This is a genomic window from Idiomarina sp. PL1-037 (assembly GCF_034422975.1).
In the GTDB taxonomy this organism is placed as follows: domain Bacteria; phylum Pseudomonadota; class Gammaproteobacteria; order Enterobacterales; family Alteromonadaceae; genus Idiomarina.
The window spans coordinates 2,632,116-2,649,751 of the sequence record NZ_CP139873.1 but is presented as its reverse complement, the minus strand read 5'-3'; the positions used below and the strand labels follow the sequence as shown (position 1 = coordinate 2,649,751).

Genomic DNA, 17,636 nt, shown 5'->3' with positions numbered 1-17,636 from the left:
GAAATTATCTGCACGCTCATATCCGGTCAAGAAGATCCGAGTTTCAAATTCCAGGCTTACTGACTGAGTATGGTTTTAACCGTCAGTAAATTGATGCTTTGCATGGCAGATGGTCTACTTAATTGTGCAGCTTTGCAAATGATCTTGCCAACGTTAGGTTCCACCGAAATTCATTAGTTCGAGTATTATCGTTTAAGTTGAAGCTGGTTACCAAAAGTGTCGTCTGTTTATCAAACTCAAATGGTGAAATGTTCTCGTTGCTTGGAAAATTTTTCCATGCAGGGTATATCAACACTAAGTCTCCTTGAGAATGTAATATTTTATATCCATACGCCAACATCTGATAAAAATCTCTCTCGCTCAGCCCGTAAGTTGACCCACCACTGTATACATCGAGCAACTTCCACTTGGTATCCATGATCCAGCGCTTATCATCAATAACAACTTCAATATCTGGTCGAAGATTGAACACACCTTTACCTTTATGTTGGCAAAGGTGTTCGGTAGCAAGCTGCGTTCTAACTGTGCCCTTGTTGCCGATGGCTCGTCGCAGTTGTTCAGCAACATAGTTCTCGAATAACTTTTCCATTGGGAAGAGCATGCTTATGCCGCGCCAGCCACCAGAGACAGAAAGCGGCACATGTTGGTTGAGGATAAATTCACACCAAGGCTTAATCGGGCGGTAATGCGTCAGCAAACGGTCTGTTGACCAAGATTTGAAATCAGCCTTAGGGTCCGACGATTCGGGCAATTTTAGGAGTTGTGAGAGCATCTCGTGAGCTAACCGCCAGTTGTCGTTGTCTTGAGTGGCTGAGCACACAGCAACAAGCGCAGATTTTATAAGACGGTTCTCTGGTCTATCGGATAAAAATAAATCATGGCGAATATTGAATACGTGCGCTTTTCCGGGCGGCTGGCGCAGTTGTTTTGCTATATCCAGTTGACCACGTAAGAAGCGGGCTTCTTCCTCTCGAACTTGATAATCGAACTGCAGTCCTCGCTTGAGTAAAACTTCCAATTCACTCAAAAAACAAGTAATAAGCCACTCGCGAATGGGCATTTCAAATCGCTCAACATCGGCAAAGTCGGCTTCGCGCACTGAGAGCTGCATCGAGGTCTTAATTAGCCGTTTAAGCAAAGCGCGGGCCTCGGCCGCGGAAGTTTGTTCTGTTGTGTGCTTCGGTAGCACCTCAATTACTGTTCCGCAGGGTGACTCAAGCACGCCAACGTAATTATCCAAACGAAGAAGCTTCTGACTATCCAGTTCAAATAACGGGAGGCCATTGCGCCGAAACTGTTGCCCAAGTTCAACGAGCCAACGAAACACCGACTCGCTAATATGTGCGCGATCAAGAGTGTTCGCCGCTACTGGAGCGGTGGTCAAATAGGCATACTCGCGAACAACAACCGTAGACGTCATTACTCAGCACTACCTACTTCATAAATCTGCTTGTAAGATTCGGCTTGTTCAAAGGCTGATTCATTCAACCGCCAACGATCACGCGAGTTTAGCTGCACATCGCCGGGGAATAGCTCATCAAAATTAATCGCATCATCTTTTATGATAAATTCATGCTCGTTCGACTTGCTTTGGTCATTCAATACCCAACGTATGCGCTGCCAATCTTCAAAGAAGTATTCCTGAAGAAGCGGAATGATCTTCTGCTGAAAAATTTCAGCGAGGTCGGGTAAGACAATGCCTGACTTATCTTTCAAATGAATAAAATAGGCATGGCCGATACAGTGATCTTTGTCCAGTAGCGCCGTAATTCTGCGATTGATAAAGTCGAGCATCTTTTCAACTTCAATGCCGTCAACGCTAACCCCTTTGAGTTCTTCAGGAAGGGGCGGCATTTCAATGAAATCGAAGCGACGACGTAAAGCCAAATCGAGCCCTGCAAGTGAGCGGTCGGCAGTGTTCATTGTACCGATGATGTACAGGTTATCAGGCACCGAGAATCTATCGCCGGTCAGTGGAAGTGTTACCTCTAGCGCTTCTGTCGCACCTGATCGTTTAGATGGTTCTATCAGTGTGATCAACTCACCAAAAATTCGCGAGATGTTACCACGATTGATTTCGTCGATAATGAGCACGTAGTTCTGGCGCTCAACCTTTTTGTTGTTTAGCTTAGAACCAATTTCTTTTAATCGACGCACGAGCGATTCGTAGTATGGCTGCAAGCCACCTTTAATTTCTCGGTCGCCATTAAAGACGGCTTCTAAAGTGGTGACAGAGAGCGTGTGAACTGACTGGCCTTGGCTTTTATCGAAGCGAATCGTGTTGGCATCGACTTCCGTAACGGTGAAGTTGCTGCGGCGCGTTTTGATGCTTATACCTTCATTACGTTCTTCTAATTCGGTTAAAAAAGCCTCCCAACACTCATCAAATGACGTTGCAGCATCTTTAACTTCGCTAACTTGGTACTCTTTAGCCGCCTTAACGATTTGTCGGAAGATGCCCAGTCTTTTTTCATAGACTAAGTTCCCATTGTCAGTGTGTGCGGTAAGTCCCTCAACAAAGTCTTCGTAGCTAAAGCTTTGATGGAAGGTTACGAACCGGATACGTCCTTTGCGGATAAGCTCTTGGTACCTAGTTCTGAGTTCATCTCGGTTGGACCAAGTGAAGCTTGGCTCTGCAGCTCGCACTGCACGTTCAATTGTCGTATATGTTTTCCCTGTTCCCGGTGGGCCGAATAGGATTTGGTTCAAGGACTCGTTGGTGCGAAGGGAGGAATTTGAATTGCTCGGCGTAGGCTCGTTAAGCTCGATAGCGTTATTTTTGCTTTTAAGTTCCTTATATACGTTCCATAAAGCTACATTAAGCTGGATTGGGTCGTAGTCATCCGGCAGAAGATTTTTCAACGCGTCTTTAAGCTCAATGTTTTTTGTAAACCAGTCACCACTCAGTGATAGATTTAAGTCGAATTTCTGGTTGAGCTGTCGAGCGATTTGATTAAAAGCATCCTCAGTAACAGCTGACGTAACTTTATCAGGGTGAAATGCGGCAAAAGCTCGATTAACTAAAACCCCATAACGACGTTTGAAGACCCCGTCGGCTTTAAGTTTTTCAATTAGAGATAATGATTTTAAATACGTTGCATGCGAAGGAGTTGAGAATATCTCGGCCGTGATATCAGCTAAAGAATTTTTTGCCTCTTCGTACTCTTCTCGTGATGGAATACCTTGACGAATACTGGCAACCGAATTATCGCCGACACTCCAGATTTTTTCCAAGGAGGGGTCAGAGTTAGGATCACTAACAAACTGGCGGTGTGCCTCTTCATAGCGAGGAAACCATCGAGCCGAAGCTTTTTGTGTCTCAGGCGAGTACGAATTTATAAAGTCTAAAAAACTTTCAGATTTACTCATTATGCTGTCTTCCGCTTTTTGTCTTGTCCTGAAATCAATTTTTTTCACGGATCTCGATTATATGGTCGGGCGCGTCTTCCCAGCTGATTTGCCGAAAATGTCCGCTACACATGCCAGCATGATTAACGGTATAGCTATTCATTCCAGTGACTAATCCGTTCCGTAGCCAAATGATATTAAACGTGCTCGCACCAAAGCTTGTTCCAGTCGTGCAATACTGGAAGGCTTCGTAATCTTCTTTGAATTGACGATTTTCCGGAGGACCGAGCTTTTCAATCACACTTGATTTTGTATCGCCGTAATTTACTTCGAACATGGCGGATGGTTGGCTGGCGCAGCCAACTAATAACAAGAGGGGAATAATTAAGCCGAAAAACTTCATAACAAAGCTCCATTTTGTTGGGTTAGTATGACGTTACTATAACGATTAATTAACGATTTTGGTATGCGGCCGTTCAATGTCTGTGCATCTGGGCTCACGCTAATTTACGATATTGACGTGGAGACATCCGGCCGCGTAAAAGCTAACCTGTTCATATAGAGGGTTAATGGAAGGGCATCTATGTTTGAAGTTGGGAAAAGTTACCGACGTGCAACTGATATACATGAGCAGTTTGGAGGTCAGCAAAGGGGCGGCATAGCCACACCAAAAGACCACCGAGCTGTCTTTTTGTTTACTTCTCCTGGTGGCGAAGAACACGGGTATATCGATGGCTTTGTAGATGGGGTTTTCATGTATACCGGCGAGGGGCAGGTCGGTGATATGAAAATGCAAAAAGGGAATTTAGCGATAAGAGATCACCAAACGAACGGGAAAAAGCTGTATATATTCGAAAAACAGGACTCAAAAAGCCCATTTGTCACTTTTGTCGGTGAGGCAGAGTGTATCGACTATCACGAAGAGAAGAGGCCTGATCGAGATGGTAACCTAAGAAACGCTTTTGTATTCCATCTTGCTGTTGATTCGATTCTTGATAAAGAACAAGTTCATGAACCTAAGAAGATATATGGCGATTACACTGATACCAAGTTGAGAAACTCTAGTTTGAAAGAGTTGAGAGAGCTTGCACTTGCGGCAGCATCAGTCTCACCTGACCCAACGCCAAAAGAGCGAGCTTCGATCACTCAGCTTCGTTCAGAAGCGATAAAACAATATGTGCTGAAACGTTCAAAAGGAATCTGTGAGGGTTGCGGAGAACCGGCGCCTTTTGAAACAAAGGCAGGTCCATTCCTTGAATGCCATCATATGACGCGCTTAGCCGATGGTGGGCCTGATCATCCTGAGAATGTAGTTGCCGTTTGCCCGAATTGTCACCGGCGGGCTCATTACGCGACGGATGGAAAAGAATATAATCAGACTTTAAAGGATAAGGTAAGATTAATTGAGGCTGAACTTGCTCTATAAAGCATTCTAAGTTGGTGACAATAGTGGTGACTAATCAAGACGCGTTTATAGGATTTATCATGCCTATCAATAATATAGGTGATTTATAAATATTCAGATCCAGAACCTGGAATGATGTATTTTGACGTAGCCTGCGGTTCTACCGCAGGTGCGATTTCATAATTCAGTAAACCTCAGCAATCGCGCAATATTCAACGCATCATCAATGCCGCGATGGTGCGTTCCTTCAAACGATAAACCATGATATTTCATAGCATTGGCTAAACCAGCGCTACGACTATTCACTTTGCCCTGTCGCCATTGTTGCTTGATGTTAATGTGCGACAGTGAGAAGAATTCAGGTGACAGTTCATGACGGCGGAACTCTGCTCCAATTTGATTCTTGTCGTAATTACCCCATGACCCCCAAGCCGCTAAATCATAATTCTCCAACCACTGGTTTATCTTAGACACTACGTCTTGATAAACCGGGGCTGAGTCAACATCCCTTTGCGTAATACTGGTTAATTGAGTACAAAAATTGCTGAGCTTTGGATGTACCTGTGGACGAACCATAAACGATCGGGAGTCCACCACGGCTCCGTCTAATTGTGCGATAACACAACCGAACTCGATAATTTCCATATCATCGACGGTTTGCTTACGGTCTAAACCTTCAACATTGCCATCCCAGCACGTGGCTTCAAGGTCGACTATTAGATAAAGCCTGTTGGAATTCACAATACTCGGGTCCATAGGTAAAAATCTGATTTGATATTTGAAGAGAAACTTTCAATGAGAGCTCTACCTCGACTTTTCGTAGACCGTCATTGTGAAGTGAACCGGTTCGTTAGTGCGGTTTTGGTAGGTGTGCGCAACGTCCATTTCGGCGGTCATTGAGTCACCTGCCGATAAAGTATAAGTTTCTCCATTCACCAAAACGTCTAAACATCCTCCCTCAACGTGAATGAGTTCAATGGTTCCTTTAGAGTGCGCCTCAGATACAAATTGTTCTTTGGGAAACATAGACCATCGCCATAACTCAATCATGATTGTGCCCTTTGAACCTGCAAGCAGTCGAGCAGCCCCCCCATGTTCACCATTCCAGAGTGTCGGAATGTCCTGAGGCTGTCGAATCGTTACTTTCGGGTCGTCTGATACAGCTACTATATCCGCCACAGAAACAGCGAGTGCATTGGCTAATTTGCATAGAATCCCTATGCTTGGGTTGGCACGCCCCTTCTCTATTTGCACTAGCATCCCCTTGCTGATTTCGGCATTTTTAGCCAGCTCATCAAGGGACATTCCGTATTGCTTACGAAAGGTGTAAACGCGTTTTGCGATAGCTTCATTAATAGCTGTTTTATCTTTATCGGTCATTATATTGACTATTTGTTTCTTTATATTAAACTGACGATAATTTCCATTATCGTTGACTTAAACGATTAGAACAACGCAGGAAGTGATAATGTTTGAGTTTGTCAGTGTATTCGTTATGGGTGCCGTAATTTCTGGTGGATTGATTATCGCAATTGGTAGCCAGAACGCCTTTCTGTTAAAAGCCGGGCTAACGAATAATCATCCGTTTGCAGCGGCGACGGTTTGCTTTGTTGGCGATATTCTACTTATTGGTGCGGGCGTGTTTGGCGTTGGCGCGCTATTTTCGATTGAAAGCATCTGGGGGCAAATGCTGAGCTTAGCGGGCGCTATTTTCTTAATTTGGTATGGAAGTAATGCGCTAAAAGCTGCAATAAAAGGTGAAAGTCGATTATCGATCGATGAAGGGGAAAGCAAAAGAACATCGCTTAAAAGCGCATTATTGATGTCGTTTGCAATGACATTTTTAAACCCACACGTTTATATAGACACTGTTGTTCTGGTTGGCGGCGTTACCGCTGGCCTTGAGCAAGTCTATAGACCGTGGTTCGTGGCCGGAGCTTTATGTGCCTCTGCAACGTGGTTTTACACACTAGTATTTGTTGCAAAAAAGCTCGCTAGTAAACTGAATAAACCAAAAACGTGGCGTATTATTAATGCATTAATCAGTGCGGTAATGTTTCTAATCGCCGGTAGCCTTTTAGTCGACGTGGTTCCGTACTGGTTTTAGTCGATAGAGGATGCACAGGCACTCGAGTTTGCAAAATGAGCCGAATACACCTACTATTTGGCTCATATAGTGAGCCGAATAGGCTTGTTATTCAGCTCACGACGCAAGCAACTAAGGGTAATCAGCAAATGACCGCGTGGCTTTGGCAACATAAAGACTGGCCGAACATGGTTTGGCAGCAACAGCAGCTGGCGCCTTTATTGCGTGGCGTTTACGATCGTCTTGGTCAACTAAAAGGTAAATTTGCACTGGTTGAGAATGACGCTGAGTTTAGTCTAGATACGCTCTTGGCAAATATTGTTGCATCATCGGCGATAGAGAGTGAAAAAGTCGATGTGTACGCGGTGCGCTCATCCTTAGCCCGGCAGCTTGGTATCAATGATAACTCTCCGGTGAAAACAGATGGTTCGTCGGAAGGGTTAGCCAGTTTGATGCGATCTGCAGTAACAGACCTGGATGAGCCAATTAAATTAGAAAGGCTACTAAATTGGCATCGGTGGTTGTTTGAGCATCATGAGTCGCTTATGCAAAAAATAGAACCCGGTGTTTTGCGCGGTGAAGCACCCATGCAAATTGTTTCTGGCCCTATTACACGGCCGACGGTTCATTTTGAAGCGCCACCAAGAGACACTATTGACCCAGAGCTCGAAAGCTTTGTTGATTGGTATAACGAAACGCATCATGACCCGCACTATGACCCGTTATTACGCGCCGCTATTGCCCACTTGTGGTTCGTGACAATACACCCATTTGAGGACGGTAACGGTCGCATAACTCGAGCGCTTACCGACAGAGCTCTGGCTCAGGCGGACAAACAAAGTATTCGGTTATTTGCGATGTCTGAAGCGATTCTGGCAAATCGTACGGGTTATTACGACATACTGGAATATACCCAGAAACATGGGGTTGATATAACGCCATGGCTTGTTTGGTTTTTACAAACACTTGCTGAGGCTGTTGATGCCGCTCTAATAAAAATTGACCGGGTTGTCGCTAAGGCAAAATTCTGGGCTCACCACGCGGATAAAAATGTTCAACCGAATCAGCAAAAGGTGCTTAACCGGTTGTTGGATGGTGATTTTGCGGACGGCATTAATGCATCGCAGTATAAGTCGGTAGCTAAAGTAAGCAAAGCAACGGCGACGCGACATTTGGCGGATATGGTTGCACAAGAGCTGCTGTATAAAACACAAGGTGGGGGGCGAAGTACGCGTTATAAGGTTTCAACCTAGCTTAACAACAACCATGCCCCACCAAGGTACAGCACCGTAATAAGTACGCTTTCCAGACCAATACGGCCGGGCCCTTCACGCTCACGCCGAATGAGGCCCATTATAAGAATGGCTGACATCAATAGTGTTAAGCACACCCAGAACAAGGTACCGTCGGTCATGGTGTGATAAATCGATCCGTCGCGGTAGGCAATATCCGAGGCGGCGGTAAATAAGGTATCAAAGGCATTACCGCCGATAATGCCGCCGACAGCCAGGGTCAATGCACCACGCCGAACGGCTGCGACGGAAGTGACCAACTCGGGAATTGATGTGCTTATGGCCGTCAGCATAACGCCCACTATCGTTTGAGTCAGCTCTGTTTCTGCTGCAATGACGGTTGCTGAAGGCTCCAGCATGTAACCGGCAAAACCGAGCACGACAAACAGCACAAAAAACTCACTCGTAAGCCTTATCATTGACGGCATAAGCTTTATGTCATCCGGCTTATCTTCACGCGTTTCTCGAGTTTTTGTCGGGGCCCACATGGGCGCATCGTGCGCCCGGTGCACAAGGTGAATACCGTAGATATAAACAAGAAACAGTATGGGCGTCACAGGGTGTAGTCCCCAGACGGTGACATCAGGCAACAGCGGAGTCATGAGAATAAGTGAGAGCAGGACAATAAGCAGCGCGTTTTGCATCATGTTTGGAACCGATGCTGCTGCATGCTCAAGATTCGCGCGTCGGTAGACCATATCGGCCACAGCCAGGAAGAAGGTCTGTACCGCAATACCGCCCAACGCATTGCTCATTGCCAACTCGGCATTACCGTTCCACGCGGCGGTAACGGAAAGCACGGAGCCGCCAATAGAAGTTGTACCACCCAGTAACACCGCGCCTGCTGCGGCTTCACCGATACCTGTGCGGTCAGCAAGCTGATCGACAATACGCGTAATACGGGTTCCGGCAATAGCGATAACCAGAGCGCAAACCCCAAATACCGCCAGCCCTTGAAATAACGTCCAGTTATCAGGGTTTAACAAATACTAAAGCCCCTTATGACGACTGATAAAATGAGTATAGCTAGCTGAGTAGGCGGGTCAAACGCGGTGGTGCTCTGTCTTAATTTGGTTGTTATAGGTTATCCTGCAGCTACAATGCTATGAAAGGGGTGGGCGATGCGAAAAAACGACAAAAAACTTGAGCGCGAGATAATCCGCGAGCTGACTCAAATGTGCGAAGCCGCAAAGTTTGATCATGAGGGCTTTATCTGGCTGACTCATGAAGTGAACTACCAGCGCTTTCCGCAAAGCTTAAAGGTGACGCTTGTGTTTAACGAGAGTGTAAGCGAAGAGGTTTTGCTGGCAGAGTTTCAGGCGCTGATTCCAAAAGTGCAGTTGGCACTTGAACCGGTAATAGGTGACACCTTGCCTGCAGCGCAAATTGAAGCTTGCCGGGAACATAGACTGCAATAAGCAGCTGCCTGCCTTAACAGTTTACCCTGCGGTCGTGCCTGCGTTGACATACTGTGCTACAACAGATATTAAGTTTATAAACCTTACAGGAGAGAACACACATGTTTGAATATAAAAAGATAGCGCTGGCGGTTTCGCTGGTGTTAATGACTACAGCCTGCTCTGATGCTTCCAAAGAAGAAGCGACGACGGCAACTGCGGAGTCGAAAACCGCGACGACTGAAAATGCTACCCAGAATGCTGAGCAAACCGAATCTGAGAAGGCGAATAAGCTGTTTGAAGATATTTTTATGGAAAATGTCATGCGCAGCCCAATGTATCAGTCTTACCTGGGTATTAAAGAAGACCAGGACAAATGGGACGATATTTCTGAAGAGCGCGCAAAAGAAGATTTAGAGTTTCAGAAAGCTCAGCTGGAACGGGTAATGGCCATTGATGAGTCTAAGCTGAATGAGCAGACTAAAATAAGCTGGACGTTGATGAAGCAGAAGCTGGAAAACGACATTGCTGACTTTAAATGGCGTCACTATAACTACCCGGTTAATCAAATGTTCGGCATGCACTCCAGCGTTGCCTCGTTGCTAATTAATCAGCATGGTATTAGCGAAGTGGGCGACGCAGAAGACTATATTGCGCGTCTTAATGGCCTGCCCGAGTTATTTGATCAGTTGGCAGAGAACCTGGAACTGCGTGCTGAAAAAGGAATTATCGCGCCGAAATTTGTTTACCCTTATGTCATTAGCGACAGTGAAAATATCATTACCGGTGCGCCGTTTGATGATGGTGAACCCAGCGCGTTATGGGCAGACTTTTCTAAGAAAATAGACGGCTTAGATATTGATGATAGCCAGCGCGATGAGCTTTTAGATTCGGCGAAAAAAGCGATGCTGGAATCGGTAAAACCAGCGTATGAAGGCTTAATCACCTCAGTGGAAGGCATTGCTGGGCAAGCAGGTACCAAAGACGGCGCCTGGAAATTCCCTGACGGCGAGGCTTTTTACAATAACGCGCTGAAGCGCACCACCACGACTGACCTGACTTCAGACGAAATTCATCAAATTGGCCTGGACGAAGTAGACCGTATTCACGAAGAAATGCGCGGCATTATGAAAGAAGTTGGCTTTGACGGCACCCTTCAGGAATTCTTTGTGCATATGCGCAACAGTGACGACTTTACTTACCCAAGTAATGAAGAGGGCCGTCAGCGTTACCTGGATGAAGCGACCGCTTTTATCGATAATATGCGTGGACGTCTTGACGAATTGTTTCTTAATAAACCAAAAGCTGACTTAACGGTAAAAGCGGTAGAACCTTTCCGCGAGAAATCTGCGGGTAAAGCTTTCTATCAGCAGCCGTCAATGGACGGTTCACGTCCGGGAATTTATTACGCCAACCTGTACGATATGTCATCTATGCCGACGTATCAGATGGAAGCATTGGCTTACCATGAAGGTATTCCGGGTCACCATATGCAAATTGCAATGGCGCAGGAGCTGGAAGGTATTCCGAGCTTCAGAAAATATGGTCGTTACACGGCGTATACTGAAGGTTGGGGGCTTTATACCGAAAAACTTCCAAAAGAGATTGGCCTTTATGAAGACCCTTACTCCGACTTTGGTCGTTTAGCGATGGAGCTGTGGCGCGCGGTTCGTTTGGTAGTGGATACCGGTATCCATGACAAGAAATGGACTCGTGAAGAGGGTATCGATTTCTACGTGCACAATACGCCGAACGCGAAAGCCGATGCCGTAAAAATGGTTGAGCGCCATATTGTTATGCCAAGTCAGGCAACTGCGTACAAAATTGGTATGATCAAGATTCTGGAATTGCGTGAAAAAGCCAAATCAGAGCTTGGTGATGCCTTTGATATTCGTGAGTTCCATGATGTTGTACTGGGTAGTGGTCCGGTTCCGCTTAATATCCTGGAGCAATTCGTTAACGACTATATTAGCGAAACGAAAAATTCTTAGGCCTTTTCTCTAAATACAGCGCATCATCGCACTAACTCTGCGGTGATGCGCCGAGCATAGCAAAACCATTTTCCACTGTTTTAAACAGGTTTTACCTGTCTGTGCGAAATTATGCAATTTTGTGTTCGTATATTCTGCATACACATTCCAATCTTTACAAAACCGCGCTAGCATAGAAAAAAAGCGGCTAAAAATTCTTATGAAATACTGGCGGAAATACCACCCGACTATTGGCACTGATGACCCTCGGTATCATCAGGTATCGCTGATATACAGTGTTTTACTTATCATGCTGATTTACTTTGGTTTAATTGGCCTGCTGAATATTACGCTTTTTGATGCTGCTCATATTGCTGTTTTCGATTTCTTTGGCTTTTTGTTAGCCGCTGCTATTTATTTTTATGTAAGCAGGGGCGGTAACTTTAAAGTTGCCGGCTGGGTAGTTACTGCAACCTTAATCTTTGTATTACTTGCTTTTATTCATGTAGCCGAAGGACAGAATTACTCGTTATTGTGGGTAACCATTTTACCTCCGATAGCATTTTTTCTGCTTGGACCGAAAGCGGGTAGTTGGGTAACCGGGTTGGTATTTGCGTATTGTAGTTGGTTTTTGTATCAGTTGCTTGGGCAGGGGGTGCCTGGAAACTTAAGCTTGGGTGCGTTTTTTAACTTTATTGAAGTGGCAACGGCGCAAATCTTCTTATTTCGTTATTACGAAAGCTCCAGACGCAGAGCCTATGAGCAACTGCAAAAAACCTCGGCAACCGATCCTTTAACCGGTATTTTTAATCGTCTGCATTTAGACAACACATTAAAGACTCTGATAGCGGCTTCAAAACGGGATATACAAGCTACGTCCGTACTATTGTTGGATGTTGACCATTTCAAACGAATTAATGACGAGTACGGGCATATCGTTGGTGATAAAGTCTTAGTTGCTATTGCCAATATCATGAAAAAGGAAACACGCGATGGCGATTTGGTTGGTCGTTGGGGTGGTGAGGAGTTCCTGATTATTTGCCCTAAAACCGATGCTGAGCAAGCCGAGCAGATTGCCAATCGAATAGTTAAAAAGCTCAATAGCGAGACCTTACTTGACGATATCAACGTTACAGCGAGCATTGGTATAGCAACCGCAGTAGCGTATGAAGAAGAGCATAACGCTGAAACTCTGCTGCAAACTGCGGACAAAAACCTTTATCAAGCCAAAGCTGACGGCAGAAATACGGTTGTTGCTAGTTTTGACGACGTTGCCTTCGACAGCGCTCAGAGCAGTATTTAACGTCATCCCAGCAGTCCTTCCATTTTTTACGCCAAATAAACGGACGTTGGCAAACCGGGCATAGTTTACTGGGTAGGTGCGGCTTTTGGTGCGCCAATTGAAAGCTCCTTTTTTAATAACGCATGAAGAGCGTTTATTCCAACTGCATTCTACGATTCCTTAAAGATATTGAAAGAGTTGAGTGAAATCTCCACTTCTGTGCTATTGATTAAGTAAGCGATTTATACTGAGAGTAGCGTTATGCAACATACATTTTATTCTGGTCTGGTTTTGAGCGGAGTGCTGCTATTAGCGGGCTGTGCATCACCCTCGTCTTCCGTGCTTATTGGCGATGCCCGTCCGGAGATTCCAGCTGAGCAAGTAAAAGTCTATTTAGAAAAGCCAGATAACTATGAGGAAATTGCCTTAATTGAAGCAACCAGCGACTCCTCGTGGAGTTTTGGCGACCAGGCGAAAATGGATGCTGTATTAAAGCGCCTGAAACAGGAAGCTGCAAAAGTTGGGGCGAATGGAATTTTACTCGAAAAAACGGGTGATAAAGAAGGTAACTCCGTTTATGTGGGCACCGGTGCCGGAGGCTACTCAGGGAACGTTGGGTTTGGTGTCAGTGTGGGCAAAGCGTTTGGGCTGACCGATAAAACCGGAGAAGGCATCGCTATTTATGTAGAGCCTGGTAAAAAGGACGCCGACCCGGTTGAGGAGCAAGAATAAAAACGGTTTTTTAGCTGCGGGACAATGTCTTAATTAAGTGCCAGCCGAACTGAGTTTTGACCGGCCCGTGCACTTCAAGAGTGGGCTTGCCGAACACGACTTTGTCAAAAGCAGAAACCATTTGGCCGCGGTTAAACTCGCCTAAGTCACCACCTTTTTTACCCGATGGGCAAAGTGAATGCTTACGTGCAAGCTCAGCAAACTTTGCACCCTTAGTCAGTTGCTCTTTTAGTTTTTCGGCTTCATCTTTCGTTTCAACTAAAATATGTAATGCGTGTGCTCTTGCCATTTCTTATCTCCGGCGTTTATCTATTCTACTTGGGTATTTCAGTCGCGTTCCAGTTAACAGCCTGCCAGCGACCGTCTCGCTCAATAAGAACGCCGGTATTGTAATAGTATTTTGTCACTTTGCCTTCTTCTTCGGCGGTTAGTGTGAAATTAAAAACCACAGTGTCACCAAATTGTTTTACGTCGATGTCTTCGGCCCCGTACCAAACTTTTACTTCTTCAGGGTCTTTAGCTTTGGCTTCTTTCATGCCGGACATAAGGTGCTCTTTACCAAAACGGTTCCCGCTGGAGCTGGTATAAGTGAGTTCTTCTGCCCAGAACCGGTCATGAGCTTTTGGTGAATTAATGCTGGCGCCATACAAAAATGCTTTTACGGCTTTTGTGGTGGCTTCTTCGACACTTTCTTGGGCTAAACTTGTAATGCTGAATAAAAGCGTAAAAACGATCAGTAAGTATCGCATTAGTATCATTCCTTTAAGTTATGCCATTGTTTTCGATATGCTGTAAGCATATGGCAAGCTTTCATGTACAGCAAACAGGTTTACAAATGCTTATCAAACAAACGGAACTTCAGTTACGGGCTCGGTCGCGAGGCTTTCATCTTATTACCAGTGAAGTTGAGCAGGCCTTATCGCAGCTTGGGCAGGTTCAGGTGGGTTTATTGCATGTGTTTATTAGACACACCTCTGCGTCACTGACCATCAACGAAAATGCTGATCCAACAGTTAGGCAGGACTTTGAAAGTCATTTCAATGAAATGGTGCCGGAGAATGCGCCCTATTATCGCCATACTTTTGAGGGGCCGGATGATATGCCGGCGCATTTAAAATCGAGCATTCTTGGCAGTAGTCTGACCGTTCCTGTGACCAATGGCCGTTTAAACCTCGGAACCTGGCAGGGTATTTATCTTTGCGAGCATCGGGATCATGGCGGCGCGCGCACCCTGATTCTCACGCTTCAGGGTGAGTAACGAGTTGGTGAGTACTAATTTTACCCGAAGCGTCCAATAACAAAAATAAGTGCCAGAGCGGCAACGACACAAATGATAGCGATGACGCCGTACTTATAAATACGCTGGTCTTTAATTTTAGTGGCCATGATTTTTCTCTATGGTGATAGCTTGCGTATTGCCCATAAACCAATGACTGGCCCCGGCAGCAAAAGCCAGGTAACCCACTCGTTATGTATAGACCACAAATTACTGGTTAGCCATATAGCCGGTAGTGTTAATGAAAATCCAATGGCATTCATTATGGCCAGTGCAGAACCAACATTTTCTTTTGGTGCAAACTGAGCGGCCAATGCTGAAAATTGTGGGGAGTCGGCAATAACGGTAAGGCCCTACAACAGCAATAAACCCAAAAGTATCCAGGCGGGAAGTTCTGTCATTAAAGGGTACAGCAAACAAATGCTCCCAGAGCTGAATAATGCCAGTCTGGCAACGGTTAACCCTGCGAAGTGTTTAGTCAGTAAGCCACCGCCAATACAGCCCAGGCTGCCAATAGCAATAATGAAAAAGGCCATCCAGGGTACTGCGCTTAAAGGCAGGTTGAGAGCGGTTAAAGGCTGCAATACCAGCAATGGTGTTAACATCCAGAATGCGTATAGCTCCCAACAATGGCCGAAGTAACCGACAGCAACGGCTCTGAATTTGGGGCGTGTTAATGCGCTAAGGCCAGAACGGAACGTATGAGCTGAAGCTGTTGCCGGTAAATGGGGGCCGCTGCCGAGCCATCCTACTAACAGGCCGCCAAGCAATGCCAGTAACGAAGATACCAGTAGCGGGATCTGCCATGAAAAGTCCAGCGTTATGCCGCGCATGAGGTGGGGCAAAGCTGTGCCTAGAGTCAGCATTGCCAATAGCCAGGCAAGTGCACTGCCTGCATAGCGGGGTACCCAGGATATCACCAGTTTCATTCCCATTGGGTAAATTCCAGCTAAGCACAGCCCGGTTAAAAAGCGCAGCAACCAGGCCATACTGGCGATATCAACGGTAACGATAAAGAGTGCGTTAACGACTGCACCAACCATGCTTGAGAACAGGAAGATTTGGCTGGCTCGGTAACGATCCGCCAGCCCGGTTAATGCCAGTGTCAGAGTGCCGATAATAAAACCCAGTTGCACGGCCAGAGTTAAAGCGCCTAAGTCTGACTCTGTGAGTTGCTGTTCTGCCGATAAAGGAAGCCAGACACCGTTAATACTGAACCACAAGGACGTGCCCAGTAATTGAGAGAGAATAATTAAAGGTAAGGCGAGTTTCTGGTGCAGTTTGGTATTGCTTAGCATGGCGCCGTTAATTGCATCTTATAGGAGATTATTTTTTATTGGCCTTACATTACCTTAGTTAGTGAACTAACGCGACGTTAGGTTTTCTTCTGTGATAATTTACGTTGAAAACCCATTGTTAAGATAAAGAGCGATGTTAAAGAAAGCTGAAATCAACGAGTTAAAAATGGCGCTGACCTGGCCTGAAAATGCCGCCGAGTTCCGGCTGTGGTTCGGCGATAAAGTTCGGTATGGCAGCTCGGCGGATGCAATCTGGCAACAGATTAAAGGCAACGAACGCGGGACTTTTGCGTTTTATCAGAATGAAGAGCTGGTTGGTTTTGCTCAGGCTTATGAAAAAATCGAGAACGGTATTCACATAGCCTGCCTTATTGTTAACCCGAAAGTGAGAGGAAAAGGACTTGGCAGGGCTTTTGTAAAAGCCCTATTGGAAAATGCCTGGGCGCAGGAGCAAGTAAGGTTTATTACATTGAATGTGTACCCTGAAAATACGCCAGCGCGGTCACTTTATAAAGACCTGGGGTTTCACGAGGTGGGTGAGAATAATGGCATGGTCTCTATGCAATTGGAGAGAGAATAATTCGAAAGGCTTTGCTCTGTATTTAAGATAAACTAGCCGTTATTGGTTACCATTAAACCCATGCATACGGACTTCTCATGACAGAAAATGAATTGCATCGACGTCGCTTAATTTCGGCAAAGCAGTCTGAAGAATCTATTGCCAAGATAGAAGGGCAAGGTTCGTATAAGTTGGCATTCGCTGACCATGAATTTTTACTGCAGGACAATTTGCGCGCGGTACGCTTGCAACTGGAATATTTAAAACCTCAGTTAACGTTAGAGAAGCATCAGATAGATTCAACCATTGTCGTTTTTGGCAGCGCCCGCTTTTTATCCCCTGAACAGGCGCGGCACGATGCTCGTGTGGCCGAGCAGGCATTAGCAGAAGATCCGGATAACGATAGTTTAAGAGGTAATTTAAAGCGCGCCCAGCGGGCATTAAAAAATAGCGCCTATTATCAGCAGGCAATGGATTTTTCGCGTATTGCGACTGAACATAACCTGAGGCACGATGAAGAAAATCTGATGATTGTTAGTGGCGGTGGCCCCGGTATTATGGAAGCTGCGAACCGGGGGGCAATGGAGGCCGGAGGCGAAAGTATTGGGCTGAATATAGTACTGCCCCATGAGCAACGCCCGAACCCATATATAACGCCTGAATATTGCTTTCAATTTCATTATTTTGCTATTCGCAAAATGCACTTTCTGCAACGAGCCCGTGCGTTGGTTGCTTTTCCCGGTGGCTTTGGAACACTCGATGAGTTATTCGAAACCTTAACCCTGGTACAAACCAAAAAGTCCGGGCCAGTACCTATCGTTTTGGTTGGTTCTGAGTTTTGGCGGCGTGCAATCGACTTTGATTTGCTGGTAGAAGAAGGCGCTATTGCAGAATACGACTTAGATTTGTTCCAGATTGTGGATAGTGCAGAAGACGCGTGGAAGGCTATTTGTCATTGTTATGATTTAAAGAACGGGAGCAAAGGTTAACT

The 17,636-nt window shown here is 45.7% G+C and carries 21 protein-coding genes; 11 read left to right on the top strand and 10 right to left on the bottom strand.

Features of this window, described 5'->3' with window-relative positions; translation table 11 throughout:
- Positions 1-118 precede the first annotated feature (118 nt).
- The 3 genes from U0358_RS12470 to U0358_RS12460 are packed head-to-tail and all read right to left on the bottom strand — an operon-like array spanning position 119 to position 3,751.
- A complete protein-coding gene (locus tag U0358_RS12470) occupies positions 119-1,420 on the bottom strand; it encodes an McrC family protein (protein ID WP_322406473.1) in 1,302 nt (433 codons plus the stop codon).
- Positions 1,420-3,369: an McrB family protein gene (locus U0358_RS12465; protein WP_322406472.1), complete on the bottom strand. Its 1,950-nt coding sequence runs from the start codon at positions 3,367-3,369 to the stop codon at positions 1,420-1,422. Before U0358_RS12465 ends, U0358_RS12470 begins: the two co-directional genes overlap by 1 nt.
- A gap of 34 nt (positions 3,370-3,403) precedes the next feature.
- Positions 3,404-3,751, bottom strand: coding sequence for a putative periplasmic lipoprotein (locus U0358_RS12460; protein WP_322406471.1), 348 nt, complete (start codon positions 3,749-3,751; stop codon positions 3,404-3,406).
- Positions 3,752-3,931: 180 nt separating this feature from the next.
- Between U0358_RS12460 and U0358_RS12455 the strand changes: the two genes are divergently transcribed.
- On the top strand, positions 3,932-4,774 hold the full coding sequence (locus U0358_RS12455; RefSeq protein WP_322406470.1) for an HNH endonuclease: 843 nt from the start codon (positions 3,932-3,934) through the stop codon (positions 4,772-4,774).
- 156 nt (positions 4,775-4,930) lie between these two features.
- Here U0358_RS12455 and U0358_RS12450 read toward each other — a convergent pair whose 3' ends face one another.
- Together U0358_RS12450 and U0358_RS12445 are read right to left on the bottom strand one after the other, a co-directional pair.
- A complete protein-coding gene (locus tag U0358_RS12450) occupies positions 4,931-5,509 on the bottom strand; it encodes a 3'-5' exonuclease (protein ID WP_317497667.1) in 579 nt (192 codons plus the stop codon).
- A gap of 48 nt (positions 5,510-5,557) precedes the next feature.
- Positions 5,558-6,133, bottom strand: coding sequence for a helix-turn-helix domain-containing protein (locus tag U0358_RS12445; RefSeq protein ID WP_322406469.1), 576 nt, complete (start codon positions 6,131-6,133; stop codon positions 5,558-5,560).
- A gap of 88 nt (positions 6,134-6,221) precedes the next feature.
- On the opposite strand from U0358_RS12445, the gene U0358_RS12440 reads away from it, so the two are divergent.
- Entirely contained in the window at positions 6,222-6,860 is a 639-nt protein-coding gene (locus tag U0358_RS12440; protein WP_322406468.1) for a LysE/ArgO family amino acid transporter, read from the top strand.
- Between the two features lie 128 nt (positions 6,861-6,988).
- Positions 6,989-8,092, top strand: a complete 1,104-nt coding sequence (locus U0358_RS12435) for a Fic family protein (RefSeq protein WP_322406467.1) — start codon at positions 6,989-6,991, stop codon at positions 8,090-8,092.
- Here the strand turns inward: U0358_RS12435 and U0358_RS12430 are convergent.
- The gene (locus U0358_RS12430; protein WP_322406466.1) at positions 8,089-9,117 is read right to left on the bottom strand and encodes a sodium:calcium antiporter; all 1,029 of its coding nucleotides are present in this window, start codon (positions 9,115-9,117) and stop codon (positions 8,089-8,091) included. The two genes, U0358_RS12435 and U0358_RS12430, sit on opposite strands and share 4 nt — an antisense overlap.
- A 135-nt stretch (positions 9,118-9,252) precedes the next feature.
- Between U0358_RS12430 and U0358_RS12425 the strand changes: the two genes are divergently transcribed.
- From U0358_RS12425 to U0358_RS12415, 3 genes are all read left to right on the top strand, one after another.
- Positions 9,253-9,549 carry a hypothetical protein gene (locus tag U0358_RS12425; RefSeq protein ID WP_322406465.1) on the top strand — a complete coding sequence of 99 codons (297 nt, stop codon included), beginning with the start codon at positions 9,253-9,255 and terminating at the stop codon, positions 9,547-9,549.
- Between the two features lie 101 nt (positions 9,550-9,650).
- Entirely contained in the window at positions 9,651-11,519 is a 1,869-nt protein-coding gene (locus tag U0358_RS12420; RefSeq protein ID WP_322406464.1) for a DUF885 domain-containing protein, read from the top strand.
- A 199-nt stretch (positions 11,520-11,718) separates the two neighbouring features.
- A complete protein-coding gene (locus U0358_RS12415; RefSeq protein ID WP_322406463.1) occupies positions 11,719-12,801 on the top strand; it encodes a GGDEF domain-containing protein in 1,083 nt (360 codons plus the stop codon).
- Here U0358_RS12415 and U0358_RS12410 read toward each other — a convergent pair.
- Complete coding sequence (locus U0358_RS12410) at positions 12,755-12,898, bottom strand: DUF2256 domain-containing protein (RefSeq protein ID WP_322406462.1); 144 nt, start codon at positions 12,896-12,898, stop codon at positions 12,755-12,757. The two genes, U0358_RS12415 and U0358_RS12410, sit on opposite strands and share 47 nt — an antisense overlap.
- A gap of 143 nt (positions 12,899-13,041) precedes the next feature.
- Between U0358_RS12410 and U0358_RS12405 the strand changes: the two genes are divergently transcribed.
- On the top strand, positions 13,042-13,512 hold the full coding sequence (locus U0358_RS12405; RefSeq protein WP_322406461.1) for a hypothetical protein: 471 nt from the start codon (positions 13,042-13,044) through the stop codon (positions 13,510-13,512).
- A 10-nt stretch (positions 13,513-13,522) separates the two neighbouring features.
- Here the strand turns inward: U0358_RS12405 and U0358_RS12400 are convergent, their stop codons facing one another.
- The gene (locus U0358_RS12400) at positions 13,523-13,801 is read right to left on the bottom strand and encodes a peptidylprolyl isomerase (protein ID WP_322406460.1); all 279 of its coding nucleotides are present in this window, start codon (positions 13,799-13,801) and stop codon (positions 13,523-13,525) included.
- A gap of 25 nt (positions 13,802-13,826) precedes the next feature.
- On the bottom strand, positions 13,827-14,261 hold the full coding sequence (locus tag U0358_RS12395; RefSeq protein WP_322406459.1) for a nuclear transport factor 2 family protein: 435 nt from the start codon (positions 14,259-14,261) through the stop codon (positions 13,827-13,829).
- A gap of 86 nt (positions 14,262-14,347) precedes the next feature.
- Here U0358_RS12395 and U0358_RS12390 point away from each other — a divergent pair, with 86 nt between their 5' ends.
- Positions 14,348-14,770: a secondary thiamine-phosphate synthase enzyme YjbQ gene (locus U0358_RS12390; protein ID WP_322406458.1), complete on the top strand. Its 423-nt coding sequence runs from the start codon at positions 14,348-14,350 to the stop codon at positions 14,768-14,770.
- Positions 14,771-14,896: 126 nt separating this feature from the next.
- The gene (locus U0358_RS12385; protein ID WP_322406457.1) at positions 14,897-15,094 is read left to right on the top strand and encodes a hypothetical protein; all 198 of its coding nucleotides are present in this window, start codon (positions 14,897-14,899) and stop codon (positions 15,092-15,094) included.
- 47 nt (positions 15,095-15,141) lie between these two features.
- On the opposite strand, the gene U0358_RS12380 is transcribed toward U0358_RS12385, so the two are convergent.
- Positions 15,142-16,086: an MFS transporter gene (locus U0358_RS12380; protein WP_322406456.1), complete on the bottom strand. Its 945-nt coding sequence runs from the start codon at positions 16,084-16,086 to the stop codon at positions 15,142-15,144.
- 133 nt (positions 16,087-16,219) lie between these two features.
- Here U0358_RS12380 and U0358_RS12375 point away from each other — a divergent pair, with 133 nt between their 5' ends.
- A complete protein-coding gene (locus U0358_RS12375) occupies positions 16,220-16,666 on the top strand; it encodes a GNAT family N-acetyltransferase (RefSeq protein WP_317497653.1) in 447 nt (148 codons plus the stop codon).
- Positions 16,667-16,743: 77 nt separating this feature from the next.
- Positions 16,744-17,634 carry an LOG family protein gene (locus U0358_RS12370; protein ID WP_317497652.1) on the top strand — a complete coding sequence of 297 codons (891 nt, stop codon included), beginning with the start codon at positions 16,744-16,746 and terminating at the stop codon, positions 17,632-17,634.
- The last annotated feature ends 2 nt before the right edge of the window (positions 17,635-17,636 follow it).

What these genes read in the sequence shown, in the direction of transcription:
- U0358_RS12425 (WP_322406465.1), top strand. Translation starts at nt 9,253, where the DNA reads ATGCGAAAAAACGACAAAAAACTTGAGCGCGAGATAATCCGCGAGCTG.
- U0358_RS12440 (WP_322406468.1), top strand. Translation starts at nt 6,222, where the DNA reads ATGTTTGAGTTTGTCAGTGTATTCGTTATGGGTGCCGTAATTTCTGGT.
- U0358_RS12445 (WP_322406469.1), bottom strand. Translation starts at nt 6,133, where the DNA reads ATGACCGATAAAGATAAAACAGCTATTAATGAAGCTATCGCAAAACGC.
- U0358_RS12395 (WP_322406459.1), bottom strand. Translation starts at nt 14,261, where the DNA reads ATGCGATACTTACTGATCGTTTTTACGCTTTTATTCAGCATTACAAGT.
- U0358_RS12460 (WP_322406471.1), bottom strand. Translation starts at nt 3,751, where the DNA reads ATGAAGTTTTTCGGCTTAATTATTCCCCTCTTGTTATTAGTTGGCTGC.
- U0358_RS12390 (WP_322406458.1), top strand. Translation starts at nt 14,348, where the DNA reads ATGCTTATCAAACAAACGGAACTTCAGTTACGGGCTCGGTCGCGAGGC.
- U0358_RS12420 (WP_322406464.1), top strand. Translation starts at nt 9,651, where the DNA reads ATGTTTGAATATAAAAAGATAGCGCTGGCGGTTTCGCTGGTGTTAATG.
- U0358_RS12370 (WP_317497652.1), top strand. Translation starts at nt 16,744, where the DNA reads ATGACAGAAAATGAATTGCATCGACGTCGCTTAATTTCGGCAAAGCAG.
- U0358_RS12465 (WP_322406472.1), bottom strand. Translation starts at nt 3,369, where the DNA reads ATGAGTAAATCTGAAAGTTTTTTAGACTTTATAAATTCGTACTCGCCT.
- U0358_RS12375 (WP_317497653.1), top strand. Translation starts at nt 16,220, where the DNA reads ATGTTAAAGAAAGCTGAAATCAACGAGTTAAAAATGGCGCTGACCTGG.
- U0358_RS12455 (WP_322406470.1), top strand. Translation starts at nt 3,932, where the DNA reads ATGTTTGAAGTTGGGAAAAGTTACCGACGTGCAACTGATATACATGAG.
- U0358_RS12380 (WP_322406456.1), bottom strand. Translation starts at nt 16,086, where the DNA reads ATGCTAAGCAATACCAAACTGCACCAGAAACTCGCCTTACCTTTAATT.
- U0358_RS12415 (WP_322406463.1), top strand. Translation starts at nt 11,719, where the DNA reads ATGAAATACTGGCGGAAATACCACCCGACTATTGGCACTGATGACCCT.
- U0358_RS12400 (WP_322406460.1), bottom strand. Translation starts at nt 13,801, where the DNA reads ATGGCAAGAGCACACGCATTACATATTTTAGTTGAAACGAAAGATGAA.
- U0358_RS12405 (WP_322406461.1), top strand. Translation starts at nt 13,042, where the DNA reads ATGCAACATACATTTTATTCTGGTCTGGTTTTGAGCGGAGTGCTGCTA.
- U0358_RS12385 (WP_322406457.1), top strand. Translation starts at nt 14,897, where the DNA reads ATGATTTTTCTCTATGGTGATAGCTTGCGTATTGCCCATAAACCAATG.
- U0358_RS12435 (WP_322406467.1), top strand. Translation starts at nt 6,989, where the DNA reads ATGACCGCGTGGCTTTGGCAACATAAAGACTGGCCGAACATGGTTTGG.
- U0358_RS12470 (WP_322406473.1), bottom strand. Translation starts at nt 1,420, where the DNA reads ATGACGTCTACGGTTGTTGTTCGCGAGTATGCCTATTTGACCACCGCT.
- U0358_RS12450 (WP_317497667.1), bottom strand. Translation starts at nt 5,509, where the DNA reads ATGGACCCGAGTATTGTGAATTCCAACAGGCTTTATCTAATAGTCGAC.